Source organism: Zoogloea sp. (assembly GCF_041904905.1).
Taxonomy (GTDB): domain Bacteria; phylum Pseudomonadota; class Gammaproteobacteria; order Burkholderiales; family Rhodocyclaceae; genus Zoogloea.
Map to the genome: position 1 here is coordinate 78385 of NZ_JAYRMI010000004.1, position 25472 is coordinate 103856.

The window sequence follows — 25472 nt, forward strand, 5'->3', positions numbered from 1 at the left end:
ATGAAGCAGGCTCACTGTATCTTCCAGGAAGACGACCACCGCTGGCTGGCGATCGCGCGCGACGCCACCAAGCCGGGCTACATCATCGACACCAACGAATACGTGATCGTCGATGGCGAGGAGGCGCTGCTGTGCGACCCGGGCGGCATCGAGATCTTCCCGGCGGTGTTCTCGGCCCTGTCGGCCGAGTGCGACCCCACCAAGCTGGCCGGCCTGTTCGCCTCCCACCAGGACCCGGACATCATCTCGTCGCTGGCCTTGTGGCTGGAGTTCAAGCCCGATCTGAAGTGCTACACCAGCTGGCTGTGGCAGTCCTTCCTGCCCCACTTCGGTGGCGAGGGCACCACCTTCGTGCCGATTCCCGATCCGGGCATGACCATCAAGCTGGGCGGCCTCGAACTGCAGGCCGTGCCGGCCCATTATTTGCACTCGTCGGGCAACTTCAACCTCTACGACCCGAAGGCCAAGATCCTGTTCTCCGGCGACATCGGCGCGGCGCTGCTGCCGCCCGATCAGGGCGGGCTGTACGTGGAGGATTTCTCCCGCCACATCCGCCACGCCGAAGCCTTCCACAAGCGCTGGATGGGCTCCGACCGGGCCAAGCGCGACTGGTGCGAGCGCGTCTCGCGGCTGGAGATCGACATGCTGGTGCCCCAGCACGGCTCGATCTACCAGGGTGCCGACGTGCAGCGCTTCATCAACTGGTTTGCGGCCCTGGAAGTGGGCGTGCTGCGCGGCTGAAGTTGAGGCCCCGCAAGGACGGGGCGCGGCGGATGCCCGAAAATGTCGTCAAGGCGTAACCCGACCCGAGGCGACATGTACCTGCTCATCAAGCATTTCCACATCACCTGCGTCGTCTTGAGCGGCGCGGGTTTTCTCCTGCGTGGCTGGTGGTCGGTCAGCGGCTCGCCGCTGCTTGCGGCCCGGCTGACCAAACGCCTGCCCCACGTGATCGACTCGTGCCTGCTCGCCAGCGCCATCGCCCTGGCCTGGATGGCCGGGCAGTACCCCTTCGTGCACGGCTGGCTCACCGCCAAGGTGCTGGGGCTGCTGGCCTACATCGGCTTCGGAGCGCTCGCCCTGCGGCCGACGCGTCCTCTTGGCGTGCGCGTGACGGCGCTCGCCGCAGCGGCGGCGGTGTTTTCGTACATTGTGTCGGTGGCGCTCACCAAGAACCCGGCGGGCTGGCTCGCGCTCGCCTGAATCAGATGGCGTGATGGTTCAGCAGCCGCTTGAGCCCCGGGGTGTCGAGGATGCGGATGTGCTTCTGCTGCACGGCCACCAGGCCCTCTTCCTGGAAGCGGGAGAAGGCGCGGGAGACGGTCTCGAGCTTGAGGCCCAGGTAGGAGCCGATCTCGTCGCGGGTCATGCGCAGGTGGAACTCGGACGGCGAGAAACCCCGCGCGGTGAAGCGCTGGGACAGGTTGAGCAGGAAGGCAGCGAGGCGTTCCTCTGCGCGCATCGAGCCGAGCAGCATCATCACGCCGTGGTCGCGCACGATCTCGCGGCTCATGATCTTGTGGAACTGGTGCTGCAGGCTCTCCACCTGACGCGACAACTCCTCGAGGCGGCCGAAGGGGATCACGCACACCTCGCTGTCTTCCAGCGCGATGGCGTTGCAGGAGTGGTGTTCGGTGCTGATGCCGTCCAGCCCCAGCACCTCGCCGGTCATCTGGAAACCGGTGACCTGATCGCGGCCGTCCTCCAGGATCACGTCCGTCTTGAACGACCCCGCGCGGATCGCGTAGATCGCCTCGAAGGACTCCCCGGAGCGGTAAAGATGCTGCTGACGCTTGATCTTGCGGCGGCTGCCGACAAGCTCGTCGAGCTGGTTGATTTCCCGCGGGTCGAGCCCGAACGGCAGGCACAGCTCCCGCAGGTTGCACTGGGAGCAGGCTGTCTTGATCTCGATTATCGTTGCTGGAATCGCAGAATTCATCTGTACGCTAACCACCTGAACTGGAGAGGATTTACCAACCTTCGGAGCCCTTTGATCCACATCAATACGATTTCGGGATGATTCTGCGATTGTTTCGCGGAACTACCAGAACCACACCCATGAACGCGATTCACAAAGATCTCATCTTCGATCCCGAGCTCATTCGCAAGTTTGATGTGAATGGCCCGCGCTACACTTCGTATCCGACCGCAGACCGCTTCGTCGAGGCCTTCAACTCCGACGCGCTGTGCGACTGGCTCGGCAAGAGGTCAATCGGCGGGATTGGCAAACCGCTCTCATTATACTTCCACATCCCCTTCTGCAATACGATCTGCTACTACTGCGCCTGCAACAAGATCATCACCAAGGATCACGGGCGCTCGGCAAAGTATCTGGACTACCTGGAGAAGGAGATCGATCTGCAGGTTGCCTGCCTGCAGGGCCCGCGCGAGGTGTTGCAGCTGCACCTGGGCGGCGGAACGCCCACCTTCCTGTCCCACGACGAGCTGCGCCGGCTGATGGGCATGGTCACCAGGCACTTCACGCTGGTGCCGGACGGCGAATACTCCATCGAGGTGGACCCGCGCAAGGTCGATGAGGCCACCGTCAAGCTGCTGGCCGAGCTGGGTTTCAACCGCATGAGCGTCGGCATCCAGGATTTCAACCCGGATGTGCAGAAGGCCGTCAACCGCGTCCAGAGCGAGGAAGAGACCAAGCTCGTGATCGACGCGGCCCGGGCCCACGGCTTCAAGTCGGTGAGCGTCGACCTGATCTACGGCCTGCCCAAGCAGAACGTCATCAGCTTCAACCGCACCCTTGAGCAGATCCTCGCCCTGTCGCCGGATCGCCTCTCCATCTACAACTACGCGCACCTGCCCAGCCTGTTCAAGCCCCAGCGCCGCATCGTCGATGCCCAGCTGCCGTCGGGCGAGACCAAGCTGCAGATCCTCCAGCTCGCCATCCGCCGCCTCACCGAGGCCGGCTACGTCTACATCGGCATGGACCACTTCGCCAAGCCGACCGACGAGCTTACCACCGCCCAGCGTCAGGGCCGCCTGCACCGCAACTTCCAGGGCTACTCGACCTACGCCGAGTGCGACCTGCTGGCCTTCGGCGTCTCCGCCATCGGCAAGGTGGGCCCCACCTACGCCCAGAACGTCAAGACGCTGGACGAGTACTACGACATCCTCGACACCGGCCGCCTGCCGGTGCTGCGCGGCATCGAGCTGACCCCCGACGACCTGCTGCGGCGGGCGATCATCCAGGCACTCATGTGCCACTTCGAGCTGTCCATCGAGTCCATCGAGATCGCCCACCTCATCGACTTCAAGAAGTATTTCGCCGCCGAGCTGGCCGATCTGCGGGAGATGGAAAAGGGCGGTCTGCTGAAGATCGACGACCAGTGGATCAGCGTGCTGCCGGCCGGGCGCATGCTGGTGCGGGCCATCGCGATGGTGTTCGACCGTTACCTGCGCTCCGACCGGGAGCGGACCCGCTACTCCAAGGTGATCTGAGCCGCCGCCGTCTGGCCGGGCTGGCGTGGCAGGACTAAACTATGCGCCCCGTGACTTCGCGGGGCGCTTTTCATTTGCAGGCTCCAAATCATGCCGGAAACCGGTTACTTCGCAGTCTTCCTGATTGGCCTCCTGGGCGGCACCCATTGCGTGGCCATGTGCGGCGGGATCGTCGGCGCGCTCACCGTGCAGACCATACAGATGCCCGGCCAGACGCGTCGCGAGTGGCCGCTGCACCTGGCCTACAACCTCGGTCGGATCGGCAGCTACACCCTGGCCGGCGCGGCGATGGGCGCCATCGGCACGGTGGGCATGCTGTTCAACGACATCCTGCCGGTGCAGCTGGCCCTGTACGTGGCGGCCAACCTGATGCTGGTGGCGCTGGGGCTCTACCTCACCGGCTTCACCCGCGCGCTGGCTGGGGTCGAGAAGCTGGGCCAGCGGCTGTGGACGCGCATCCAGCCGCTCACCCGGCGCTTCCTGCCGGCGCGCTCGGTGGCCCAGGCGTTTCCCCTTGGCGTGCTGTGGGGCTTCCTGCCCTGCGGGCTGGTGTACAGCGTGCTGGCCACGGCGCTGGTCACCGGCTCGGCGGAGCGCGGCGCGGCGCTGATGCTGGCCTTCGGCCTGGGCACGCTGCCCAATCTGCTGCTCGCCGGGCTGCTCCTCAAGCGTCTGCGCGACGTGGTGAAGAACCAACTGGTGCGCACGGGGTCTGGCCTGGTGGTGCTGGCCTTCGGCGTCTATGGGCTGGTGACCACGCCGTCGCTGGGCAGCAAGCTGTGGAACGGCGTGGTGTGTCACTTCTGATTCATTTTTGGGGTGCGGTGTGATCGATTTGTATCGCATTGCGGGCGGCGATGAGCGAGCCGGCTGAGGGCCGCTTCGATCTGCCCGTTTCGGGCATGAGCTGCGCCGCCTGCGCGGTGCGCCTCGAGAAGGTGCTCAACCGCCTGCCGGGCGTCGACGCCAAGGTGAACTTCGCCACCGAGAAGGTCCGCATCACCGCTGCGCCCGACGGCGCGCCCGCCGCCGACATCCTGGGCGCCATCCGCAAGGCCGGCTTCGACGTGGCGCCGCAGGTGCTCGAGCTGGGCATCGGCGGCATGAGCTGCGCGGCCTGCGCGGCGCGCATCGAAAAGGTGGTCAATCGATTGCCAGGCGTGGAGGGCAACGTCAACTTTGCCGCCGAGACCGCCCGGGTGCGTTTCACGCCGGGGCTGGCCGACCCGGCCGCCATCGTCGGCGCGATTGCCAGGGCCGGCTTCACCGCCACCCCCATCGCCGGCCGCGACCGCGAAGCCGAGCGTGCCCGCAAGGCCGCCGAGTTCCGCGCCGAGCTGCGGCTGTTCTGGATCTCGGCGCTGCTGTCGCTGCCTTTCCTCGCGCAGATGATCGGCATGCTCGGGGCCGGGGCCAGCGGCAGCCTGCACCACGACGAGTGGCTGCCGCGCTGGGCGCAGCTGCTGCTGGCGACGCCGGTGCAGTTCTGGATCGGGCGGCGCTTCTACAAGGGCGCGTGGTCGTCGCTGCTGGGCGGCGGCGCCAACATGGACGTGCTGGTGGCGCTGGGCACCAGCGTGGCCTACTTCTTCAGCCTGGCGGTGGTGCTGCTCGGGCGTCACGACCTGCACGTGTACTTCGAGGCGTCGGCCAGCATCATCACCCTGGTGCTGCTGGGCAAGCTGCTGGAGGCCCGGGCCCGGGCGCGCACCTCGGCGGCGGTCGAGGCGCTCTTGCGCCTGCAGCCGCCCACCGCGCGGATCGAGCGGGACGGGCAGATCGTCGAACTGCCGGTGGCGCAGGTGGTGGCCGGGATGGTCTTCGTGCTGCGGCCGGGGGATGCGGTGCCGGTGGATGGCGAGGTGCTGTCGGGCGAATCGTCGGCCGACGAGGCGATGCTCACCGGCGAGAGCGTGCCGGTGGCCAAGGCGCCGGGCGACAAGGTGTTTGCCGCCACCGTGAATGGCGCCGGTGTGCTGCGCTGCCGGGCGGTGGGCGTGGGCGCCGAGACGCTGCTGGCCGGCATCGTGCGGCTGGTTGAACAAGCCCAGGGCGGCAAGCCGGCGGTGCAGCGGCTGGCCGATCGCATCGCGGCGGTGTTCGTGCCCACCGTGGTGGCGATCGCCTTCGCGACCTTTTTTGCGTGGTGGTGGATCGGCGGCGAGCTGGCGCCGGCGCTGGTCAATGGCGTGGCGGTGCTGGTGATCGCCTGCCCCTGCGCGCTGGGCCTCGCCACGCCGACGGCGGTGATGGTGGGCACCGGGCAGGGCGCCCGGGCGGGCATTCTGGTGCGCAACGCTGAGGCCCTGGAACTGGCCGAGAAAATCAAGACGCTGGTGGTGGACAAGACCGGCACCCTCACCGAAGGCCGGCCGGCGGTGCTGGACGTGCGGGTGGCGCCGGGCGCGCGCCGTGCCGACATGCTGGCGCTGGCGGCAAGCCTGGAGGAGACCAGCCATCACCCGCTGGCCCAGGCGGTGGTGGCCGCGGCGCGGGCCGACGGGCTGGCGTGGACGCCGGCCGGGGCCGTGCAGGCGGTGGGCGGCAAGGGCGTCACCGGCCGCGTGGATGGCCGCGAGGTGGCGGTCGGTTCGCCGGATTTCCTCGCCGAGCGGGGCGCGGCGCTGCCGGCCGAGGTGCTCGACCCGCTCCTGGCCGCGGCGCTCACGCCGGTAGGCGTGGCGGTGGATGGGGTGGCCCCGGGCGCGCTGGGCGTGGCCGACCCGCTGCGGGCCACCTCGAAGGCGGCGGTGGCGCGGCTTGCGGCGATGGGCGTGCGGGTGGTGATGCTGACCGGCGATCATCCGGCCGCGGCGGCGCGCATCGCGGCGGAAGCCGGCATCGCGGAGTTCCGCGCCCAGGTGCTGCCGGGCGACAAGGCGGCGGCCGTCGAGGCGCTGCGGCGCGACGGGCGGGTGGGTATGGTGGGCGACGGGATCAACGACGCCCCGGCGCTGGCGGCGGCGGATGTGTCGTTCGCCATCGGCGCGGGCTCGGACGTGGCCATCGAGGCGGCGGATCTCACGCTGGTGCGCAACGACCTTGACAGCGTGGCCGACGCGATCTCGCTCTCCCGCGCCACGCTGGGCAAGATCCGCCAGAATCTGTTCTTTGCCTTCGTCTACAACGTGCTGGGCATTCCGGCGGCGGCGCTGGGGCTGCTCAACCCGGTGATCGCCGGCGCGGCGATGGCGATGAGCTCGGTGTCGGTGGTCAGCAACTCGCTTCTGCTCAGGCGCTGGCGCGCCGGGCGCAACTGAAAGGAAACCAGATGGAAAACGTGACGATCAAGGTGGGCGGCATGAGCTGCCAGGGCTGCGTGAAGAACGTGACCGGCGCGCTGTCGGCGCTGGCGGGCGTGGCCGGGGTGGCGGTGTCGCTGGAGGCGGGCGAGGCGAAGGTGGATTTCGATCCGGCCAGGGTGACGCCGGCGGCGCTCAAGTCGGCCATCGAAGATGCCGGTTTCGACGCGACCTGATTTCATCGGAGTCACTTATAATCGCGGGCTGTTTTCACATATCAAGGGAGGCTGAAAAAGATGGGTTTCGATCAAGTCAAGTCCGGCAAGGACGTTCCGAACGACGTCAACGTGATCATCGAGATCTCCGCTCAGGGCGATCCGATCAAGTTTGAAGTGGACAAGGACAGCGGCGCCGTCTTCGTCGACCGTTTCATGGGCACCACCCTGCGTTACCCGATCAACTACGGCTACATCCCCCACACCGTTGCCGGCGACGGCGACCCGGTGGACGTGCTGGTCGTGGCGCCCTACCCGCTGCAGCCGGGCGTCGTGATCCGCGCCCGTCCGGTGGGCGTGCTGAAGATGGAAGACGAAGGCGGCGTGGACGCCAAGGTCGTGGCCGTGCCGGTCTCCAAGCTGACCCCGCTGTACGACAACGTGAAGACCCTCGACGACCTGCCGGAGCTGCTGCTGAAGCAGACCCAGCACTTCTTCGAGCACTACAAGGATCTCGAGCCGGGCAAGTGGGTCAAGGTGACCGGCTGGGGCAGCGTTGAAGATGCCAAGCAGGAAATCCTCGACGGCATCGCTGCTGCCAACAAGTAAGCGATCTCCGCGCCGGATGAACAAGGCCCGCCCTGTGCGGGCCTTGTTTTTGGGTGGCCCGGACGGCTTGCCGGCAGTGCGGCTCGCCGGGAGGCGCCCGCCTATCCGGAAGACCCTCGCGCCTGTCTCCGGGATACTCGCGAGGGTCTCCGGGATAGCCGCGCCATGCCGAAAGCCCCGGTCGAGGAGCCGGAAGCCCCAGGTATTGGTCTTTTGGACACACAGTGCCTGTCGTCGGGACCGACGCTTTGGGCTTTTTGTCTCTCGCGCCGGAAAAATAGACCCAGGCGTGGGGCTTTTTGAGTGAGCGCCCCTATCTGGCCGACACGGGGGGGGTGTCGAAAAGTCTCTCGCGAGGGGCTTTCAGAGTGAGGTGTCCATTCCAGAAGTGCCAGCGCTGGGGCTTCGGGACGCTCGCGTGGGGCTCGGGGACAGGCGCGTGGGTCTTGGCGCCCGGCCCGCCTCACACCGCCTGACCGGCCGCGTAGCCGCTGGCCCAGGCCCACTGGAAGTTGTAGCCGCCCAGGTGGCCGGTGACGTCCATCACCTCGCCCACGAAGTACAGCCCGGGTACGTCGCGCGCCTCCATCGTCTTGGACGACAGCGCCCGCGTATCCACGCCGCCCACGGTGACTTCGGCCTTGGCGTAGCCCAGGGTGCCGCCGGGGGTGATCGTCCAGCCCTCGAGCGCGGCGGCGATGGCGTCGAGTTCCTTGGGGCTGAACTGATTGATCGGCTTGTTCCAGCCGCGCTGGTCGCACCAGGCGTGGGCGAAGCGCTTGGGCAGGCGATCCGACAGCAGGTTGCCCAGCAGCGTCTTGCCCCGGGCGCGCTCGGCCAGCCAGGCGCGCACGTCTTCGGCAGGGAACAGGTTGACGCTGATGCGGCCGCCGCCCTGGGTGGCGCCCGGCGCGGCGGGGTAGTCGCGGCTCTGCCAGTAGGACGACACCTGCAGGATCACCGGGCCGGAGAGGCCGCGGTGGGTGAACAGCAGGTTCTCGCGGAAGCGCCCGTCGCCGCATTCGGCCACCGCGTCGAAGGCCATGCCGGCCAGCTCCTTGTAGATCGCCAGCTCGTCCGGCCCCAGGGTGAGGGGCACCAGCGCCGGCCTGGGCGGCACGATGGGCAGCCCGAACTGTTCGGCGATCTTGTAGCCGAAGGGCGAGGCGCCGATCTTGGGGATCGACAGCCCGCCGGTGGCGATGACCAGGCTGTCGCAGGCGATGCGCCCGTGGCTGGTGTCGAGGACGAAACGCCCGGCGGGCTCGGTGCCGGCGGCGATGTGCTGGATGGTGCAGGGCATGGCCCATTCCACCTTGCCGTCGTCGCAGCCGGCACGCAGCATGTCGATGATGTCCTGGGCGGAGTCGTCGCAGAACAGCTGGCCGTGGTCGCGCTCGTGCCAAGCGATGCCGTGGCGCTGGATGCGCTCGAGGAAATGCCCCGGGGTGAAGCGTGCCAGGGCCGAGCGGCAGAACTGGGGGTTGCGCGACAGGTAGTTGGCGACGCTCACGTCCAGGTTGGTGAAGTTGCAGCGGCCGCCGCCGGAGATGCGGATCTTCTCAGCCAGCTTGGTGGCGTGGTCGATGATGAGCACGCGGCGTCCGCGCTGGCCGGCTTCGGCGGCGCACATCATGCCGGCGGCGCCGGCGCCGATCACGACGACATCGAAACGGGCGGGCAGGTGAGGGCGGTTCATCGGGGCGGTGGGGCGGTGACGGGCCCGCAGGATAGTCCGCCCCTTGCCTTATCGCAAACCCGACGCACGATGCCATTCTCAGGCTCGCTCCGGCCTGCTAGGCTTGAGCGATAAGCAGGCGCGCACCGGATCGGGGCGCGGCGATCAGCAGAACAAAAAGGAAGCCGATATGGAGCAGCAACCCAAGGCCGCGCGGCGGCCGCTGAAGTGGGCGCTGTGGGGCGTGGGCGTCATGGCGGTGGTCGGCGTGGCCGGCTTTTTCGTGGCGCCGCCGCTGGTCAAGTCGATTGCCGAAGAAAAGCTCTCCGAGCAGCTGCACCGCAAGGTGACGATCGAGGGCATCTCGATCAACCCGTATGCCCTGTCGGCCGAGGTGCGCGGCTTCAGGATGCTGGAGCCGGACGGCAAGGCGACGGCGGCAAGCTTCGCCTCGCTCTACGCCAACGTCGAGGCCGAATCGCTGCTGCGTGGCGGCATCGTGGTGCAGGCGGTGACGCTGGTCGAGCCGGTGGTGAGCGTGGTGCGGATCGACGCCGCCAACCGCCTCAACTGGTCCGACGTGATCGACGAGATTCTCAACAAGCCGGACGACGGTTCGAAGAGCCTGTTCTCGGTGCACAACATCCGCATCGAGAAGGGTCGCATCGACATCGACGACCGGCCGGTGGGGCAGAAGCATTCGGTGGCCGATCTTGAGCTGGGCGTGCCCTTCGTCTCCAACCTGCCGTCCCAGGTGGAAACCTTCGTCGAGCCGCTGCTGGCGATGACGGTGAACGGCACGCCCTTCGCCGTGCGCGGCAAGGCGCGGCCGTTCTCGCCCACCCGCGAGTCGGTGGTGGACCTGAAGTTCGACGGCTTCGAGCTGCCCCGCTATCTGGCCTACGTGCCCATCGACAAGCCTTTCCGGTTGCCGTCCGCCCGGCTGTCGTCCGATCTGCAGCTGTCCTTCGCCCAGCCCGCCGGCGCGGCGCCGAGCGTGACGGTGAAGGGCGGCGTCGGGCTGGATGCGGTGGAAGTCCAGCACGCCGACGGCCGGCCGGCGATCAAGCTGCCGTCGGTGAAGATCGGCATCGACAGGCTGGCGCCCCTGGCGGGCGAGCTGGCCCTGGGCACGGTGGCCATCGACAAGCCGGAGTTCGTCGTGGGGCGCGACCGGGACGGGCGGGTCAGCCTGCTGTCACTCGTCCCGAAGCCCGCCCGGGCCAAGCCGGCCGAGCCCGCGCCTGCGCCGGCCGACAGCAAGCCGGCCAAGCCGTTTGCCCTGAGCCTCGCCGAGTTCAAGCTGGATGGCGGCCGGCTGAGTTTCACCGACGAGCTGCCCGCCGGCACCTTCACCAAAACGCTGCAGGACATCCACGTCTCCCTGCGCAAGTTCCAGCTGGCGGGCGGCGAGCCGGCGGCGCTGGATTTCGGCTTTGCGACGCCGGCAGGCGAGAGCCTGGAGCACCAGGGCAGCGTCGTCCTGTCGCCCCTCAAGGCGGCGGGCAGCCTGACGCTTGCCGGCTTCGATCTGGCCAACCCCAAACCCTATCTCGCGGCGGCCCTGCCGGGCGGCGAGGTGGTGTCCGGCCGTTTCGACGGGAAGATCGCCTACGACGTGGCGCAGGCGGCGGGCGGCGACCCGAAGGTGAAGCTCAAGGCCGACACCCTGGCCGTGAAGGACGTGGGTGTGCGCCTGAAGGGCGACAAGGCCCCGCTGGTGAAGCTGGGCCTGCTTGAGTTGCGCGACGCCGACGTGGATCTTGCCGCCCGCAAGGTGACGGTGGGCGAGTTGAATAGCAAGTCCGCGCGGGTGGCGCTGGTGCGCGACAAGCAGGGCGACCTCAACGCCGCCAAGCTGGCCGGCACCCCGGCCGCGCCGTCGAAGCCCGCCAGGGCCGCTCCGGCCGCGAAGGGTGGCCCCGACTGGCAGGTGGAGGTGCGGCGGGTGGCGCTGGACGACTGGGGCGTGCGCGTCGAGGATCGCACCCTCGCGCCGTCCGTCGTGCTCAACGCCGAACCCATGTCCCTGAAGATCGACGGGCTCTCCACCGCGCGGGGCAGCAAGGCGAAGCTCAACCTGCAGGCGGCCATCAACAAGCGCGGCAAGGTGGGTGTCGGTGGCACGCTGGGCCTCGCGCCGCTGGCGGGCAACCTGGATCTGGATCTGAAGGCGGTGGATCTGGCGATGCTCCAGCCCTACGTCACCGAGAAGGTGAAGATCGCCATCACCCGCGGCCATCTCACCTCCCGCGGGAAGCTTGCCTTCGAGCTGCCGCCGGGCGGCGCGGTGAAGGGCGGCTTCAAGGGCAACCTGACGGTGGGCGATTTTGCGTCGGTGGACAAGCTTAACGCCGCCGACTTCCTCAAGTGGCGCTCGCTTTACTTTGGCGGGATGGACGTGCGCCTGTCGCCGCTGGCGGTGAGCATCGACGACATCGCCCTGACCGACTTCTACACCCGGCTGATCCTCAACGCCCAGGGCGGGCTCAACATCCGCGAGATTACCGCCCAGCGGGCCGCCGAGGAGAAAGCGGCGGCCGACGCCGGGAAGGCGTCCGGCGGTGCCGCGGTGGTCCGCCCGGCGCCCGGCGTGGCGGTGGCCAAGCTTGCGCCGCCGCCGCCGGAGCCGCCGGTGCCGCTGACGATCAAGCGCATCACCCTGCAGGGCGGCAACATCGCCTACAGCGACCGCTTCATCAAGCCCAACTACGACGCCAACCTCACCGGCATGGGCGGGAAGCTGGTCAATCTGTCCTCCAACCCGGAGGCCATCGCCGAGCTTGACCTGCGCGGCAAGGTGGACGACTCCGCGCCGGTGGAGGTGGTCGGCCGCTTCAACCCCTTCCGGCAGGACAAGGCGCTGGACATCCGGGCCTCGGTGAAAGATTTCGAGCTCTCCAGCGTCTCCACCTACGCCGGCAAGTACGTGGGCTACGGCATTGAGAAGGGCAAGCTGTCGGCCAATCTCAACTACAAGATCGTCGACCGCAAGCTCACCGCCACCAATCAGGTCTTCCTGGATCAGCTGACCTTCGGCGACAAGGTGGACAGCCCCAGCGCCCTCAAGCTGCCGGTGCTGCTGGCGGTGTCGCTGCTCAAGAACAGCCGCGGCGAGATCGACCTGGACCTGCCCATCGGCGGCTCGCTGGACGACCCCCAGTTCAGCGTCGGGGCCATCGTCGTCAAGGTCATCGTCAACCTGATCGCCAAGGCCGTCACCTCGCCCTTCGCGCTGCTGGGGTCGATGTTCGGTGGCAGCGCCGAAGAGCTGGCGTGGCTGGATTTCGAGCCCGGCTTCGGGCGCCTGCCCGACGGCGCCGACGCCAAGCTGCAGTCCATCGCCAAGGTGATGAAGGACAAGCCGGGCCTCAAGCTCGACATTGCCGGCCGGGTCGACCCGGTTGCCGATCGGGACGGCCTGCGTCAGGCCATGTTGGTGGCCAAGGTGGAGGCGTTGAAGGTCAAGGACATGGCGAAGCGGGGCGAGTCGGCCGGCGAGGACGGCCGCGTGCGGGTCGAGCCGGGCGAATACCCGGCGTTGCTGGAACGGGTTTACAAGGACGAGAAGTTCCCCAAACCCCGCAACATGGTGGGCCTCACCAAGGCGCTGCCGGTCGCCGAGATGGAGAAGCTGATCGTCGCCAACACCACCGTGGCCGACGAGGACGTGCGCCTGCTCGCCCAGCAGCGCGCCCAGGCGGTCAAGAACTGGCTGGTCGGGCCGGGTCAGGTGCCGGCCGAGCGGGTCTTCGTGCTGGCCGGGCGGGAAGGCGACGACGGCAAGCAGCCCAAGGCCAGGGTCAGCCGGGCCGACTTCTCGCTGCGCTAGGCCGGTGTCCGCCCCCGTGCGCCCGACAAGGCTCGACCCCGCCCGCCAGGCCGAACTGCTCGCCAGCCTCGATGGCTGGCAGCGTGTGGCGGGCCGCGAGGCCATCGCCCGCAGCTATCGTTTTGCCGACTTCAACGCAGCCTTTGGCTGGATGACGCATGTCGCCCTGATGGCCGAACGACTCGACCACCACCCCGAGTGGCGCAACGTGTACAACCGGGTCGACGTCGTGCTCACCACCCACGACGCGGGCGGGCTCACCGAGCTGGATTTCCAGCTCGCCGCCTTCATGGATCGGGCGGCCGGCACCTGAGTTTTGCCGCATTGCGGAATGCTTGTCGTCGCCGAGGGTGATACCCTCTGTAGCAAAAATCGACAGCGCCCGGCGGGAGAGGACAGCGGATGCACCTGACGTTTGCCTGGAGTACGACCTTGCGTCGCGTACGCGACCGGAGCGCCTTCGTGCCGGAGGGCTGTGGCGCGGCGGGGAGCCGTGGCGGCTGGAAGCGTTTCCCCTTCGGTGACCGCGTCTATCGCTACGGCGGCGATGCGCTGGCAAGCAACTGGGCGCGCCTGCATGCCGGTGACGCCGAGCCTTACCCCGACATCGCCACCCTGGGCCGGCTGGTCCATGCCAACCCGGCGCTGGGCGCGCGGGTGCCGGATCTGGCCGCCGCCGCGCGGGATGTGGCCGATGCCTGGCGGGCCTACCACGCGGGAGATTTTGCCGAGGCGGTGGATCGCGGTCAGGCCGCGGGCGCGGTGGGAACCGTCGTTGCGGCCCGCGCTGCCGTGGTCTACGCCACCCACCTGGAAGAAGACGAGATGCGCCGCGCGGCCATTCTGCGGGACACCGTCGATGCCTGTTCGGCGCTGGTCGAGCTGGCGCCCGGCTGGGCCAACGCGTGGTTCGTGAATGGCCTCGCCATCGGCCGCTACTGCCAGCATGTCCCGCTGGTGCGCAGCCTCGCCCGGGGGCTGGGCGGCAAGTCGCGGGAATCCCTGCAGCGGGCCCTGCAGCTTGAGCCCGGTCACGCCGACGCCCACGCCGGCCTGGGTATCTACGCCACCGAAGTCATCGACAAGGTGGGCGCGATGGTGGCGGCGCTCACCTACGGCGTGAAGAAGGAGACCGCCATCGAGCACTTCGAGGCGGCCCGGGCCCTCAATCCCCGCTCGCCCACCACCCTGGTGGAGTACGCCCGCGCGCTGCTGCAGGCGGGTGGCGCAGCCAACCTGGGGCGGGCCCACGCGCTGTACGCCGAGGCCGTCGCCTGCCAGCCCCTCGACGCCCAGGCCCGGCTGGATGTGGAGTGGGCGCGGACGGAGCTGGGGTAGCCCCGCCAGCGGGCCCGCGCCGGCTCAGGCCTTGGCGCGGATCAGCCGCGCCTTCTCCCGTTCCCAGTCGCGCTCCTTCTCGGATTCGCGCTTGTCGAACTGCTTCTTGCCCTTGGCGAGGCCCACGCTCACCTTCACGCGGCCCTTGCTGTAGTGCAGGTCGAGGGGCACCAGCGCGTAGCCGGCCCGCTCCACCTTGCCGATCAGCTTGGCGATCTCTTCGGCGTGCAGCAGCAGCTTGCGGGTGCGGGTGGGGTCGGGGTGGATGTGGGTGGAGGCCGATTCGAGCGGCGTGATGTGCATCCCCACGATGAAGATCTCCGCCCCGCGGATCACCACGTAGCTCTCCTTGATGTTCGCGCGACCGGCGCGGATGCCCTTCACCTCCCAGCCTTCCAGCACGAGGCCGGCTTCGTATTTGTCCTCGATGAAGTAGTCGTGGAAAGCCTTGCGGTTGTCGATGATGCTCATGGCGATGGGCTCGTGGATGGCGCCGCCTTGGCGCGGGCCGGGTGGGGCGCGTAAAATCGCGTATTTTAACAGGTCGCATCCCCGCTCGCTCCCCGATGGCTGCCGTCAAGAAAATTGTCCTGATCGAGTTCACGCCGGCCCAGATGTTCGATCTGGTGGACCGCTGCGAGGATTACCCCAAGTTCCTGCCCTGGTGCGGCGGCAGCGAAGTGCACGGCCGGGACGAGAAAACCACCCGGGCCACCCTGCACATCAACTACCACGGCATCAAGTCGCACTTCAGCACCGAAAACGAGAAGCGTTACCCCTCGCACATGCTGATCCGCCTGACCGACGGGCCCTTCACCCATCTCGACGGCTCGTGGGATTTCACCCCCCTGGGCGACGCCGCCTGCAAGGTCGAGTTCAACCTGCGCTACGAATTCTCCAGCCGCCTCATCGAGAAGGCCGTGGGGCCGGTGTTCAACCACATCGCCAACACCTTCGTCGATTCCTTCGTGAAGCGTGCGGCACAAATCTATGGACGGAACTGACCATGTCCGCTGACCCCCGCCCGGATTCCATCAACGTCATCGTCTGCTATGCGCTGCGCGACCGGCAGGAGCTGGTCCGGCTCAAGCTGCCGGCCGGGGCCACGGTGCAGCAGGCCATCGACGCGTCCGGGCTGCTCCAGAAGCACCCGGAGATCGACATCGCCAAGACCAACAAGCTAGGCGTCTTTGCCAAGCTGGTGAAGGCCGACACCGTGCTGCGCGACCGGGACCGGATCGAGATCTACCGCCCGCTCATCGCCGACCCGAAGGAGGTGCGCCGCAAGCGGGCCGAAGAGGGGAAGGTCATGAAGAAGGGCGGCGGCCCCGCCGAAGAGGCCGCCTGAGGGCTCCCGCCGCTCAGCGGCAGAGCTTCTCCACCGCGCGGCGGGTGCGTTCGATGGCGGCCGCGCGCTCGTCGTCGTCGAGGAACACCCGCTCGCCGTTCTCGTTGAGGCGGTGCATCCGCTGGCCGTTCTCGAGCGCGGTGAGCTGGGCGCGGTTCTCGGTGCATTCGCGCTGACGGGCTTCCTCGTTGGCCTGGGTCTTGCGGGCCTTTTCCTCGGCCTCGGCCGCTTCGGCACGGCGCTTGCGGAAGGCGAGTTCCTTCTCGGCGTAGGTTTGCGGGCTGGCTGCCGGTGCGGCGGCGCCTTCGCCCTCGGCTGGCCGGGCGGCGGGTTTGGCCGGCGCGATGGGCCCCTGCCGCACCGCCCGAACCTTGGCATCCGGCGGCGGCATGTCGGAATAGTGCACCTGCCCGCTGGCGTCTTTCCAGCTGTAAATATCCTGTCCGAAGGCGGCCGGGCCGGCGCACAGCAGCAGAACAAGGAACAATTTGCGGAACATCGGAAACTCCAGTCAGACAAAGCTTTTGCCGCGAAGCGGCGAGCTACGTATAATACGGATTTGATTCAAGGGATTAAAGCCATGCGAGTGATTCAGAAGGCGCTGACGTTCGATGACGTCCTTCTCATCCCGGCCCATTCCAGCGTTCTCCCGCGCGACGTCAGCCTCCAGACGAAACTCACGCGCAACATTACCCTGAACATCCCGCTGGTGTCCGCTGCCATGGACACCGTCACCGAAGCGCGTCTTGCCATTGCCCTCGCCCAGGAAGGCGGGATCGGTATCGTTCACAAGAACCTTACCGCCCAGCAGCAGGCCGCCGAAGTGGCCAAGGTAAAGCGCTTCGAATCGGGCATCCTCAAGGATCCGATCACCATTCCGCCGACCATGACGGTCCGCGAGGTGCTCACCCTGACCCGCAGCCACAAGATCTCCGGCCTGCCGGTGGTCGAGAACGGCAAGGTCATCGGCATCGTCACCAACCGCGACACCCGCTTCGAGACCAATCTCGACCAGCCCGTGTCCGCCATCATGACGCCCCAGGCCCGCCTGGTCACCGTGATGGAAGGCACCAGCCTCGACGACGCCCGCGCCCTGATGCACAAGCACCGCCTCGAGCGCGTGCTGGTCCTGAATGACGCTGGCGAGCTGGCCGGTCTCATCACCGTCAAGGACATGATGAAGTCCACCGAGCACCCCCTTGCCGCCAAGGACAGCCTTGGCCGCCTGCGGGTGGGCGCCGCCATCGGCGTCGGTGCCGGCACCGAAGAGCGTGCCGCGCTGCTGGCCGAGGCAGGCGTGGATGTGATCGTCGTCGATACCGCCCACGGCCACTCCCAGGGTGTGCTGGATCGCGTCAACTGGGTCAAGAAGAACTTCCCGCAGGTCGAGGTCATCGGCGGCAACATCGCCACCGCCGCCGCTGCGCTGGCGCTGGTCGATGCCGGCGCCGACGGCGTGAAGGTCGGCATCGGCCCTGGCTCCATCTGCACCACCCGTATCGTCGCCGGCGTCGGCGTGCCGCAGATCACCGCGGTGGATAACGTCGCCACCGCGCTGGCGGGTTCCGGCGTGCCGCTGATCGCCGACGGGGGCATCCGCTACTCCGGCGACATCTCCAAGGCCATCGCCGCCGGTGCCAACGTGGTGATGCTGGGCGGGCTGTTTGCCGGCACCGAAGAGGCGCCGGGCGAGACCGTGCTGTTCCAGGGCCGCTCTTACAAGTCCTATCGGGGCATGGGTTCGCTGGGTGCGATGCAGCAGGGCGCCGCCGACCGCTACTTCCAGGACAACGAAGGCAACGTCGACAAGCTGGTGCCGGAAGGCATCGAAGGCCGCGTGCCCTACAAGGGCGCGGTCACCGCGGTGATTCACCAGCTGATGGGCGGCCTGCGGGCGTCCATGGGCTACGTGGGCTGCGCCACCATCGACGAGATGCGCACCCGCGCCGAGTTCGTCGAGATCACCTCGGCCGGCATCCGCGAATCCCACGTTCACGACGTGCAGATCACCAAGGAAGCGCCGAACTACCACGTGGATTGATCGCCACCGCGGTCGGCCCAGCGCGAAGGCAGCCGGAAGGCTGCCTTCTTGCGTTCACGGCGTCGCACCGGCGGAGGGATAATCGTCTTCCGGCTGAACCTCCCGGCGCCCGCGCACTCCATCTCAGCATGCTCAATCGAACCCGCACAGAAACGTCCTCTGCCGCCAGCCTGCTCGAGCCGGTGGTGGCGGTCAGCCACCTGTCCCGCGTCGTCCCGTCCGAGAGCGGGGCGCCGCTCACGATTCTCGACGACGTCTCCTTCCACATCGCGGCCGGCGAGGCCGTGGCCATCGTGGGCGCCTCCGGCTCGGGCAAATCCACGCTGCTGGGGCTGCTGGCCGGGCTGGATTCGCCCAGTGGCGGCAGCGTGCGCATCCGCGGTCAGGATCTGTTTTCCCTCGACGAGGACGGTCGGGCGGCTTTGCGCGGGGCCTGCGTGGGCTTCGTGTTCCAGTCCTTTCAGCTTCTGCCGGCGCTCACCGCGCTTGAAAACGTGATGCTGCCGCTGGAGCTCGCCGGCCGCCGCGACGCGCGCCAGGAGGCCGAGGCCTGGCTCGGTCGGGTCGGGCTGTCGGGGCGGCTCCGGCATTATCCGCGCCAGCTTTCGGGGGGCGAGCAGCAGCGGGTGGCGGTGGCCCGGGCCTTTGCGCCGCGGCCGGCGCTGGTGCTGGCCGACGAGCCCACCGGCAACCTCGACGTGGCCACCGGCGAGGCGGTCATCGAGCTGATGTTCTCCCTCAACGCCGAATCCGGCACCACCCTGGTGCTGGTGACCCACGACAACGCGCTCGCGGCCCGCTGCGGCCGCATCCTGCGCTTGGCGGCGGGGCGCCTCGACCTCGCCGCTTAGACCCGCCGCCGTCAGGGCAGGCCCAGCAGGTTCTGCTCCTTGAGCCCGCAGCGCTTGAGGATGCTGCGGCCGGCGATCGCGCCGCTCTGCACCGCGGCTTCGATGGTTGCCGGGTAATCCGACGCCACGTAGTCGCCGGCCAGCCACAGGCCGGGGTGGGGGGTGGCGCAGCGCGGGCGCTGGATGCCCGGCGTGCACGCGAAGGTGGCGCGCTTTTCGGTGATGACCTGCGCCCACTTGAGCGCCGGCAGCGGGCCGAGGATGCCTTGAAGCTCCTGCAGCAGGGCGATCTCCAGCGCCTCCTTGCCGATCTCCCGATGGGCGCCGCTGGCGCTGATGACGACGCTTACCAGCCCCTCCGGCCCGCCCAGCGCGGCGCGGTCGAAGGCCCACTGGCCGTAGCCGCCGCTCATGCCGATCATCGGCTCGGGAAAGCTCACCGGCCCGTCGAAGGCCAGCCATGCGGTGACAATGGGTTCGTGGCGCAGGGCGTCGATCTGCGCGACCACCGGCGCCAGCGCCGGCAGCGGCTCGACCAGCGCCGCCACGTGGTAGGGCGCGGTGGCGACGACGACGTGATCGAAGCGGGTGCTCCACGGGTCGCCGTCGAGACGGAAATATTCGCCTTCGGGCTGGATGGTCTTGATCGGCTCGGCAGTGCGCACCGTGTGGCCGCGCATCGCCAGCCAGCGCGACGCGGGCACCGGGAAGAGTTCGGACAGATCGACCTTGGGCAACAGCAGATCCGAGGCCGACGCGCCGGCGGCGAGGCTGTCCCGCAGCACGTTGGCGAAGACCTGGGCCGAAGCCTGGGCGACCGGCGTGTTGAGCGCCGCCACGCACAGGGGCTCCCAGATCAGGCGGTTGAGGGTGTCGGTCTGGCGGGTTTCGGCCAGCAGCGCGGAGACCGGGCGATCCGGCTCGACGACGAACTTGCGGCCCTTGAGCTGGCGCATCAGCCGGGCCATGGCCAGCTTGTCGGCCAGCTCCAGGCCACGGGCCATGAGCAGGCCCAGGGCCAGATGGAGCGGCGCCGGCAGCGGCGCGGCGCGCAGCGCGCACAGGCCGGGATAGACCAGCGCCAGCCGGCGGGTGTCGAGCACGCTGGGTTTGACGCCCACCAGGCGCAGCATGCGCAGGGTTTCGGCGTAGGCGCCGAGGAGGATGTGCTGGCCGTTATCGACCCGGTAGCCGTCCTTCTCGACCACTCGCGCGCGGCCGCCGAGGGTGCGCGAGGCTTCGAACAGGGTGACCCGGGCGCCGCCGCGGGCGAGGGTGACGGCTGCCGCAAAGCCGGCGTAGCCGCCACCGATCACGGCGACCTGGGGCGCGGTGCTCATCGGGTCGGGGCGCTCATGCGCCGAACCACGTCTTGCCGGCGAGCCAGATCTTGCGCAGCGGGGTGAGGGAGGTGCGGCGGTCGAGCACCTGGAAGCCGTCGGCCTCGATCTCGTCGAGGAGGGTGCGGTAGATGGCGGCCATGATGAGGCCCGGGCGCTGGGCCTTGCGGTCTTCGGCCGGGAGCTGGGCGAAGGCCTGCTCGTAGAGCTGGCGGGCGCGCCCGGCCTGGAAGGCCATCAGCTCGCGGAAACCGTCGGAATACTGGCCTTCGAGGATCTGCTTGGCCGGCACGCCAAACTGCTGCAGCTCGTTGACCGGCAGGTAGATGCGGCCCCGGCGGGCGTCCTCGCCCACGTCGCGGATGATGTTGGTGAGCTGGAAGGCGAGGCCCAGGTCGTGGGCGTACTTGAGGGTCTGGCGGTTGGTGTAGCCGAAGATCTCGGCCGACAGCAGGCCCACCACGCTGGCCACCCGGTAGCAGTAGAGGTTGAGCGCCTTCCAGTCGAGGTAGCGGGTCTGCTGCAGATCCATCTGCATGCCGTCGATGACCTCGAGGAGCAGCTCGCGGGGCAGGTTGAAGTGCCGGATCACGTCCTTCAGGGCCAGCCCCACCGGGTGCTGGGGCGTGCCCTCGTAGATCAGCCCCACCTGATGGCGCCACCAGTCGAGCGTGGTGTGGGCGATCTGCGGGTCGTGGCATTCGTCCACCACGTCGTCCACCTCGCGGCAGAAGGCGTACAGGGCGACGATGGCCTGACGCCGCTCGGGAGGCAGGAACATGAAGCTGTAGTAGAAGCTGGAGCCGCTGGCGGCGGCTTTCTCCTGGCAGTAGGCGTGGGGGTCGGTCATGGGGCTAGCGGGTGAGTGCGCGCCAGGCGAGGCGCAGCCAGTCGGCTTTGCCGAGGATCGGGCGGTGGTTGAAGACGTCGTAGGCGTTGGCCTCGATCTTGTCGAGCACGCCGAGGCCGCCCTGCACGATGAGGCGCAGCTCCCAGCCGATGCGGCCGGGCAGGCGACGGGCCAGGGGCGCGCCGTGGTGCATCATGCTGCGGGCGCGCTGGATCTCGAAATCCATCAGCGCCGAGAACTGGTGGGTGACCTCGCCCCCGGCGATGCAGGCTTCGGTGACGCCGAAGCGCTCCATGTCGGCCTGGGGCAGGTAGATGCGCTGCTTCTGCCAGTCGATGGCCACGTCCTGCCAGAAGTTGATGAGCTGCAGGCTGGTGCAGATCCGGTCGGACATGGCCAGCTTGTCGGGCGTGGCGGCCTTGTACAGGTGCAGCAGCAGCCGGCCCACCGGGTTGGCGGAGCGCCGGCAGTAGTCGGCCAGCTCGTCGAAGTTGGCGTAGCGCGTCTTCACCACGTCCTGGCTGAAGGCGTCGAGCAGGTCGAGGAACAGACCGATCGGCAGTTTGAAGCGGTGGATGGCGTCGGCCAGACGGTTGAAGATCGGCGCGAGCTTCGGATCGTCGATGGGCTTGCCCTGCTCGATGGCAAACAGCGCCCGGCGGTAGTCGTTGAGGTGGGCGAGGCGCACTACCGGCGGCGCGTTACCCTCGTCGGCGATGTCGTCGGCCGAGCGCGCGAAGGCGTAGATGGCCTCCACCGGCTCGCGCAGGTGCGCGGGCAGCAGGAAGGAGGCAACCGGGAAGTTCTCGTAGTGGTCGACGGGCATGGGCGGGCGGAGTATATACCGCTCCGCCCGCTGCCAACCGGAGTGACGCCTGGGCTCAGGCTCGCCCGGGCCCGCGGATGAGCCGGCGCATTGGCGCTTCGAGCAGCCGGAACGAGGTTTCGGAAAGCAATGCGGTCAGCAGCAGGAAGAGCGCCAACCCCGAGATTCCGCGCGCGAGTCCGAACTCCTTCAGCACGAGTAGCAAGGGGTAGTGGAGTAGATAGGCCGAGTACGAAACCTTGCCCAGAAAATCCCCGATGGGGTTCTCCAGCAGGTAGTTTCCCGCTGGGACCATGAAAACCGTCAGGAAGAACACGCCGCCGACCGCGAGCAGGATCAGCGGATCGCCCCACATGGCGTGCTTCAGGCCGGTGATGGATTCGAAGATCATCGGGTAGAGCAATGGCAGCACGGCCAGCGACAGGACGTAGAGGGCGTGTTGGCGGGCCGCGGGTGGCCGCCAATGACGGTAGAGCTGACCCAGCAGCAATCCGGTCACGAAATACGGGAATGCCTTCACGTCGTTGATCGTGAGCGGTAGTCCGAACAGGGTGGTGCTGAATTCCTGGCCTTTTCCAAGGGCGAGGGCCATTGCTGCGCCGGCGAGCATTGCCATGCCGACGGCGCGGGGAGCCATGCGCCAGACGGGCCAGATGAGGCCGAAAAAGACGTAGAAGTGGATCTCCGGCGGTATGGTCCAGAGCACGTTCGAACCGAAGAACAGCAGCAGGTGGGAGGCGAGCAGGGGGCCGCTCGACACGTCGAAGGCCATGTCCCGGAAGGGCGGCGGAAGCACCTGCCGCGCGCCCCAGCAGGCGAGCACCGTGAACAGGAAAAGCGGCAGGACGCGGCCCGCCCGGGCGCGGAAGTAGGCCGTGAGCTGCGGCCTCCGTGGTTGCTGGTGGAGGTAAAGGTAGGAAATCAGGAAGGCGCTGAGCAGGAAGAACAGCATCACGCCGAACTGGCCTCCGCCGCTGCCGAGTGCCTTGCCGAGCAGCCCGGACTCGTTGCTGTAGTGACTGACGAGGACGATGAGCGCCGCGATGCCGCGCAGGCTGTTCAGTTTTCGGATTTCCATGAAGGTGGCTGAAAAGGGGAGATGGAAAAGCGCGGTGTGGCTGTTTGCGGACAGGCATGGTTCGCGGTCATGCCAGAACCGATCGATACCTGTTGCGGGTCGGTTCGTTTTCATTCTGCATGGTGGGCAGCCAGCTGTGAAGCGTCAAGACCTTGTTTCCGTCCCCAGGCGGCCGATGCCGCGGTGGGGCCGATGCCGGTTGTAGAAGCGATTCCAGCGCGGCAAGGCGCGCACGGCGCTGGTCTGAGTTGGCGTAAGCATGACCGTAGGCCCACTCCCGCAAGGCGGACTGGATGAATTGCTTGGTCTTGCCGTTGGTCGGGGCTCGGTAGGCGCGGGTGAATTTCTGTCGGATGCCCAGGGCGCCGCAGGCGGTCCGGAAAGCGTGGCGCGGAAGGCCGCCCTTGACGGCGATCCGATGCGCGAGGACTTGTCGCACAGCCCTGCAGCGCCCGCGGCCAGATAGCGCCCGAGCCACTTGCGGGCCGTCACGGCGCTCACGCCATGCGCGGCGCCCGCCTGCGCAGCAGAAAGGCCGCGTTCGGTGATCTCCCGAACCATTTCCAGGCGACGAAGGTAGGTCGATCGGGCATTCTTATGGGTGTTCGTCCGGGGCAGGCTCTGGAGGTGACTGAGGGTTTGGCGATTTCCAGTTCTTCAGAATCGTCCCCCGGGGCCCGGAACACGCTGTGGAACCTTCACGGCTGGCCGACTTGCGCGACGGCGCCTCCGGCGAAAACACCGCCCACGGCCCAGCCACGGCCCCGTCATTCCCGACCTCTGCGCCTCACCGACTCAAATGCTCGATATCCGCTCGTTGTCTCGCTCCTTCAACGGCCGCCCGGTGTTGGCCGGGATCGACCTCAGCCTATCGCCCGGCGAATACGTGGCCATCGTCGGTGAGTCCGGCGTCGGCAAATCCACGCTGCTCAACCTCATCGCCGGCCTCGACCGGCCCGACGGCGGCACGCTGTCCCTCGACGGCTGCGCCTACGCCGGGCTCGATGAAGACGCGCTGACCCGTCTGCGCCGGGACAAGCTGGGCTTCGTCTTCCAGGCCTTTCACGTGCTGCCCCATCTCACCGTGCGCCAGAACGTGGCGCTGCCGCTGTGGTTGCAGGGCGCCGATGGCGCCGCGGCCGACGCCCCCGCGCAGCAGCTCCTCGACGCCGTGGGGCTGGGCGAGCGGGCCGGCAGCTGGCCGCGGGAGCTTTCCGGCGGCGAGATGCAGCGGGTCGCCATCGCCCGGGCGCTGGTGCATCGGCCGCGGCTGGTGCTGGCCGACGAGCCCACCGGCAACCTGGACCCGGCCAACGGCGCGCGGGTGCTGGATCTGCTCGCCGCGCGCATCCGCGAGGCGGGGGCCATCGGCATCCTGGTCACCCACTCGCTGGAGGCGGCCGCCACCGCCGACCGGGTGCTGCGCCTCGACGCCACGGGGCTGCGCGGATGAAGGCGCGGGTGCTGGCGCCGGTCTTCCTTGGCTCGCTGGGGCGGCGGCGGGTGGCCACGCTGTTCTCTTTCGTCGCCATCGTGCTGGGGGTGGCGCTGGGGATGGCGGTGCAGGTGGTGCACGAGGCGGCGCTGTCAGAGTTTGGCCGCGGCATGCGCAGCCTGTCGGGCCAGTCCGATCTGCAGGTGGCGGGGCCGAAGGGCGGCTTCGACGAAGCCTTCTACGCCACCCTCGCCGCGTTGCCGGAGGTGGCCGAGGCGAGCCCGCTGGTGGAGCTGGATCTCAAGCTGGTCGGCCGCGATGAAACCCTGCACCTGCTGGGCGTGGATGTGTTTGCCCTGGCCCAGGTCGCCCCCCGGCTGCTGCCGCGTCCGCGGGACGAATCGGCGCGCTTTGCGGTGCTGGAAGACGACGCGCTGTTCCTCAGCCACGCGGCGGCGGACGCCTTGGGCGCACCGCCCGGCAAAAGCCTGCGGGTGCTGGCCGGCGCGGCGGAGGTGGATCTCAAGATTGCCGGCGATCTGCCCGGCGTGGAGGCGGGCCGCCGGCTGGCGGTGATGGACATCGCGGCGGTGCAGGCGCGCTTTGGCCGCGTCGGGCGCCTGTCGCGGATCGACCTGAAGCTGGCCGAAGGCGTGACGCCGGACGCCGCCATCGCCCGGCTGCAACCGCTGCTGCCGGCCGGGGTGGTGGCGACGGCCCCGGAGGCGGTGGAGGACGAAGCGGCCAAGCTCTCCCGCGCCTACCGGGTGAATCTCACCATGCTGGCGGCGATTGCGCTGGTGACGGGGGGCTTTCTGGTGTTTTCGGCGCAGGCCCTGTCGGTGGTGCGGCGACGCACGGAGTTTGCCTTTCTGCGCGCCATCGGCCTGGCCCGGCGGCCGCTCTTTGGCTGGCTGCTGGCCGAAGGGGCAGCGGTGGGGCTGGCCGGCGGCGTGGTGGGCGTGGGTGTGGGCTACGGGCTGGCCTGGGGTGCGCTGGCGCTGCTGGGGGGCGATCTGGGGGCGGGCTATTTCGCGGGGCTCAAGCCGGCGCTGATCTTTCAGCCGGGGCTGACCGCGGCTTACGTGGGCCTGGGCGTGCTGGCCGGCGTGGCCGGGGCCTGGCTGCCGGCGCGGGAGGCGGCCACGGTGGCGCCGGCCCGGGCGCTCAAGGCCGGCGACGAGGCGGCGCTGCTGTCGGGCCGCGGGCGTCCGCAGGTGGGGCTCGCGCTGCTGGTGGCGAGCGTGGCGGCGTGCCGGATTCCGCCGCTGGATGGCCTGCCCGTGGGCGGCTATCTGGCCGTGGCCTGCCTGCTGGCCGGCGGCGTGCTGCTGCT

Annotated in this window: 24 protein-coding genes and 1 pseudogene; 16 read left to right on the forward strand and 9 right to left on the reverse strand. The window is 68.5% G+C overall.

Annotated elements, in window-relative coordinates:
• Both ACE3N6_RS02340 and ACE3N6_RS02345 read left to right on the forward strand, forming a co-directional pair.
• Entirely contained in the window at positions 1-741 is a 741-nt protein-coding gene (locus tag ACE3N6_RS02340) for an MBL fold metallo-hydrolase (protein WP_374243561.1), read from the forward strand.
• A 75-nt stretch (positions 742-816) separates the two neighbouring features.
• Entirely contained in the window at positions 817-1203 is a 387-nt protein-coding gene (locus ACE3N6_RS02345) for a SirB2 family protein (protein WP_374243562.1), read from the forward strand.
• A 1-nt stretch (position 1204) separates the two neighbouring features.
• On the opposite strand, the gene fnr is transcribed toward ACE3N6_RS02345, so the two are convergent.
• Complete coding sequence (gene fnr / locus ACE3N6_RS02350; RefSeq protein WP_374243563.1) at positions 1205-1939, reverse strand: fumarate/nitrate reduction transcriptional regulator Fnr; 735 nt, start codon at positions 1937-1939, stop codon at positions 1205-1207.
• 119 nt (positions 1940-2058) lie between these two features.
• On the opposite strand from fnr, the gene hemN reads away from it, so the two are divergent.
• From hemN to ppa, 5 genes are all read left to right on the forward strand, one after another.
• Positions 2059-3453 carry an oxygen-independent coproporphyrinogen III oxidase gene (hemN, locus tag ACE3N6_RS02355; RefSeq protein ID WP_374243564.1) on the forward strand — a complete coding sequence of 465 codons (1395 nt, stop codon included), beginning with the start codon at positions 2059-2061 and terminating at the stop codon, positions 3451-3453.
• A 90-nt stretch (positions 3454-3543) separates the two neighbouring features.
• Positions 3544-4260, forward strand: coding sequence for a sulfite exporter TauE/SafE family protein (locus ACE3N6_RS02360; RefSeq protein ID WP_374243565.1), 717 nt, complete (start codon positions 3544-3546; stop codon positions 4258-4260).
• A 50-nt stretch (positions 4261-4310) separates the two neighbouring features.
• Positions 4311-6713 (forward strand): heavy metal translocating P-type ATPase, encoded by a 2403-nt coding sequence (locus ACE3N6_RS02365; protein WP_374243566.1) that lies wholly within the window; start codon positions 4311-4313, stop codon positions 6711-6713.
• An 11-nt stretch (positions 6714-6724) separates the two neighbouring features.
• A complete protein-coding gene (locus ACE3N6_RS02370) occupies positions 6725-6931 on the forward strand; it encodes a heavy-metal-associated domain-containing protein (RefSeq protein ID WP_374243567.1) in 207 nt (68 codons plus the stop codon).
• 60 nt (positions 6932-6991) lie between these two features.
• Complete coding sequence (ppa, locus tag ACE3N6_RS02375) at positions 6992-7519, forward strand: inorganic diphosphatase (RefSeq protein WP_153161301.1); 528 nt, start codon at positions 6992-6994, stop codon at positions 7517-7519.
• 463 nt (positions 7520-7982) lie between these two features.
• Here ppa and ACE3N6_RS02380 read toward each other — a convergent pair whose 3' ends face one another.
• Positions 7983-9218 carry an NAD(P)/FAD-dependent oxidoreductase gene (locus tag ACE3N6_RS02380; protein ID WP_374243568.1) on the reverse strand — a complete coding sequence of 412 codons (1236 nt, stop codon included), beginning with the start codon at positions 9216-9218 and terminating at the stop codon, positions 7983-7985.
• A gap of 169 nt (positions 9219-9387) precedes the next feature.
• Between ACE3N6_RS02380 and ACE3N6_RS02385 the strand changes: the two genes are divergently transcribed.
• From ACE3N6_RS02385 to ACE3N6_RS02395, 3 genes are all read left to right on the forward strand, one after another.
• Complete coding sequence (locus ACE3N6_RS02385) at positions 9388-13029, forward strand: DUF748 domain-containing protein (protein ID WP_374243569.1); 3642 nt, start codon at positions 9388-9390, stop codon at positions 13027-13029.
• 16 nt (positions 13030-13045) lie between these two features.
• Positions 13046-13342 carry a 4a-hydroxytetrahydrobiopterin dehydratase gene (locus ACE3N6_RS02390; protein WP_374243570.1) on the forward strand — a complete coding sequence of 99 codons (297 nt, stop codon included), beginning with the start codon at positions 13046-13048 and terminating at the stop codon, positions 13340-13342.
• 89 nt (positions 13343-13431) lie between these two features.
• On the forward strand, positions 13432-14367 hold the full coding sequence (locus tag ACE3N6_RS02395) for a hypothetical protein (RefSeq protein WP_374243571.1): 936 nt from the start codon (positions 13432-13434) through the stop codon (positions 14365-14367).
• 24 nt (positions 14368-14391) lie between these two features.
• Here the strand turns inward: ACE3N6_RS02395 and smpB are convergent, their stop codons facing one another.
• Positions 14392-14838 carry an SsrA-binding protein SmpB gene (gene smpB / locus ACE3N6_RS02400; RefSeq protein WP_374243572.1) on the reverse strand — a complete coding sequence of 149 codons (447 nt, stop codon included), beginning with the start codon at positions 14836-14838 and terminating at the stop codon, positions 14392-14394.
• Between the two features lie 95 nt (positions 14839-14933).
• Between smpB and ACE3N6_RS02405 the strand changes: the two genes are divergently transcribed.
• Entirely contained in the window at positions 14934-15371 is a 438-nt protein-coding gene (locus tag ACE3N6_RS02405) for a type II toxin-antitoxin system RatA family toxin (RefSeq protein ID WP_374243573.1), read from the forward strand.
• Between the two features lie 2 nt (positions 15372-15373).
• Entirely contained in the window at positions 15374-15715 is a 342-nt protein-coding gene (locus ACE3N6_RS02410) for an RnfH family protein (protein WP_374243574.1), read from the forward strand.
• A 13-nt stretch (positions 15716-15728) separates the two neighbouring features.
• On the opposite strand, the gene ACE3N6_RS02415 is transcribed toward ACE3N6_RS02410, so the two are convergent.
• Positions 15729-16214 (reverse strand): DUF4124 domain-containing protein, encoded by a 486-nt coding sequence (locus tag ACE3N6_RS02415; protein WP_374243575.1) that lies wholly within the window; start codon positions 16212-16214, stop codon positions 15729-15731.
• Between the two features lie 81 nt (positions 16215-16295).
• On the opposite strand from ACE3N6_RS02415, the gene guaB reads away from it, so the two are divergent.
• Both guaB and ACE3N6_RS02425 read left to right on the forward strand, forming a co-directional pair.
• The gene (guaB, locus tag ACE3N6_RS02420; protein ID WP_374243576.1) at positions 16296-17756 is read left to right on the forward strand and encodes an IMP dehydrogenase; all 1461 of its coding nucleotides are present in this window, start codon (positions 16296-16298) and stop codon (positions 17754-17756) included.
• A 128-nt stretch (positions 17757-17884) separates the two neighbouring features.
• On the forward strand, positions 17885-18607 hold the full coding sequence (locus ACE3N6_RS02425; RefSeq protein ID WP_374243577.1) for an ABC transporter ATP-binding protein: 723 nt from the start codon (positions 17885-17887) through the stop codon (positions 18605-18607).
• Between the two features lie 11 nt (positions 18608-18618).
• Here ACE3N6_RS02425 and hpnE read toward each other — a convergent pair whose 3' ends face one another.
• The 5 genes and pseudogenes from hpnE to ACE3N6_RS02450 all read right to left on the reverse strand — a co-directional run bounded on the left by hpnE (position 18619) and on the right by ACE3N6_RS02450 (position 23319).
• Positions 18619-19947, reverse strand: a complete 1329-nt coding sequence (gene hpnE / locus ACE3N6_RS02430; RefSeq protein ID WP_374243578.1) for a hydroxysqualene dehydroxylase HpnE — start codon at positions 19945-19947, stop codon at positions 18619-18621.
• Positions 19948-19960: 13 nt separating this feature from the next.
• Entirely contained in the window at positions 19961-20797 is an 837-nt protein-coding gene (gene hpnD, locus ACE3N6_RS02435; RefSeq protein ID WP_374243579.1) for a presqualene diphosphate synthase HpnD, read from the reverse strand.
• Between the two features lie 4 nt (positions 20798-20801).
• Positions 20802-21623 carry a squalene synthase HpnC gene (gene hpnC / locus ACE3N6_RS02440; RefSeq protein WP_374243580.1) on the reverse strand — a complete coding sequence of 274 codons (822 nt, stop codon included), beginning with the start codon at positions 21621-21623 and terminating at the stop codon, positions 20802-20804.
• Between the two features lie 55 nt (positions 21624-21678).
• Positions 21679-22815 (reverse strand): acyltransferase family protein, encoded by a 1137-nt coding sequence (locus ACE3N6_RS02445; RefSeq protein WP_374243581.1) that lies wholly within the window; start codon positions 22813-22815, stop codon positions 21679-21681.
• A gap of 30 nt (positions 22816-22845) precedes the next feature.
• Positions 22846-23319, reverse strand: a pseudogene (locus ACE3N6_RS02450) (integrase core domain-containing protein).
• A 181-nt stretch (positions 23320-23500) separates the two neighbouring features.
• Here ACE3N6_RS02450 and ACE3N6_RS02455 point away from each other — a divergent pair.
• Both ACE3N6_RS02455 and ACE3N6_RS02460 read left to right on the forward strand, forming a co-directional pair.
• On the forward strand, positions 23501-24154 hold the full coding sequence (locus ACE3N6_RS02455; RefSeq protein ID WP_374243582.1) for an ABC transporter ATP-binding protein: 654 nt from the start codon (positions 23501-23503) through the stop codon (positions 24152-24154).
• Positions 24151-25472: ABC transporter permease (locus ACE3N6_RS02460; protein ID WP_374243584.1), on the forward strand; the 1322-nt coding region annotated here is incomplete at its 3' end. The genes ACE3N6_RS02455 and ACE3N6_RS02460, both read left to right, overlap by 4 nt.

Excerpts from the sequence above, each read along its gene's own strand:
- ACE3N6_RS02340 (WP_374243561.1), top strand. The coding sequence starts at position 1 with ATGAAGCAGGCTCACTGTATCTTCCAGGAAGACGACCACCGCTGGCTG.
- ACE3N6_RS02345 (WP_374243562.1), top strand. The coding sequence starts at position 817 with ATGTACCTGCTCATCAAGCATTTCCACATCACCTGCGTCGTCTTGAGC.
- fnr (WP_374243563.1), bottom strand. The coding sequence starts at position 1,939 with ATGAATTCTGCGATTCCAGCAACGATAATCGAGATCAAGACAGCCTGC.
- hemN (WP_374243564.1), top strand. The coding sequence starts at position 2,059 with ATGAACGCGATTCACAAAGATCTCATCTTCGATCCCGAGCTCATTCGC.
- ACE3N6_RS02360 (WP_374243565.1), top strand. The coding sequence starts at position 3,544 with ATGCCGGAAACCGGTTACTTCGCAGTCTTCCTGATTGGCCTCCTGGGC.
- ACE3N6_RS02365 (WP_374243566.1), top strand. The coding sequence starts at position 4,311 with ATGAGCGAGCCGGCTGAGGGCCGCTTCGATCTGCCCGTTTCGGGCATG.
- ACE3N6_RS02370 (WP_374243567.1), top strand. The coding sequence starts at position 6,725 with ATGGAAAACGTGACGATCAAGGTGGGCGGCATGAGCTGCCAGGGCTGC.
- ppa (WP_153161301.1), top strand. The coding sequence starts at position 6,992 with ATGGGTTTCGATCAAGTCAAGTCCGGCAAGGACGTTCCGAACGACGTC.
- ACE3N6_RS02380 (WP_374243568.1), bottom strand. The coding sequence starts at position 9,218 with ATGAACCGCCCTCACCTGCCCGCCCGTTTCGATGTCGTCGTGATCGGC.
- ACE3N6_RS02385 (WP_374243569.1), top strand. The coding sequence starts at position 9,388 with ATGGAGCAGCAACCCAAGGCCGCGCGGCGGCCGCTGAAGTGGGCGCTG.
- ACE3N6_RS02395 (WP_374243571.1), top strand. The coding sequence starts at position 13,432 with ATGCACCTGACGTTTGCCTGGAGTACGACCTTGCGTCGCGTACGCGAC.
- smpB (WP_374243572.1), bottom strand. The coding sequence starts at position 14,838 with ATGAGCATCATCGACAACCGCAAGGCTTTCCACGACTACTTCATCGAG.
- ACE3N6_RS02405 (WP_374243573.1), top strand. The coding sequence starts at position 14,934 with ATGGCTGCCGTCAAGAAAATTGTCCTGATCGAGTTCACGCCGGCCCAG.
- ACE3N6_RS02410 (WP_374243574.1), top strand. The coding sequence starts at position 15,374 with ATGTCCGCTGACCCCCGCCCGGATTCCATCAACGTCATCGTCTGCTAT.
- ACE3N6_RS02415 (WP_374243575.1), bottom strand. The coding sequence starts at position 16,214 with ATGTTCCGCAAATTGTTCCTTGTTCTGCTGCTGTGCGCCGGCCCGGCC.
- guaB (WP_374243576.1), top strand. The coding sequence starts at position 16,296 with ATGCGAGTGATTCAGAAGGCGCTGACGTTCGATGACGTCCTTCTCATC.
- ACE3N6_RS02425 (WP_374243577.1), top strand. The coding sequence starts at position 17,885 with ATGCTCAATCGAACCCGCACAGAAACGTCCTCTGCCGCCAGCCTGCTC.
- hpnE (WP_374243578.1), bottom strand. The coding sequence starts at position 19,947 with ATGAGCACCGCGCCCCAGGTCGCCGTGATCGGTGGCGGCTACGCCGGC.
- hpnD (WP_374243579.1), bottom strand. The coding sequence starts at position 20,797 with ATGACCGACCCCCACGCCTACTGCCAGGAGAAAGCCGCCGCCAGCGGC.
- hpnC (WP_374243580.1), bottom strand. The coding sequence starts at position 21,623 with ATGCCCGTCGACCACTACGAGAACTTCCCGGTTGCCTCCTTCCTGCTG.
- ACE3N6_RS02445 (WP_374243581.1), bottom strand. The coding sequence starts at position 22,815 with ATGAAAACGAACCGACCCGCAACAGGTATCGATCGGTTCTGGCATGAC.
- ACE3N6_RS02455 (WP_374243582.1), top strand. The coding sequence starts at position 23,501 with ATGCTCGATATCCGCTCGTTGTCTCGCTCCTTCAACGGCCGCCCGGTG.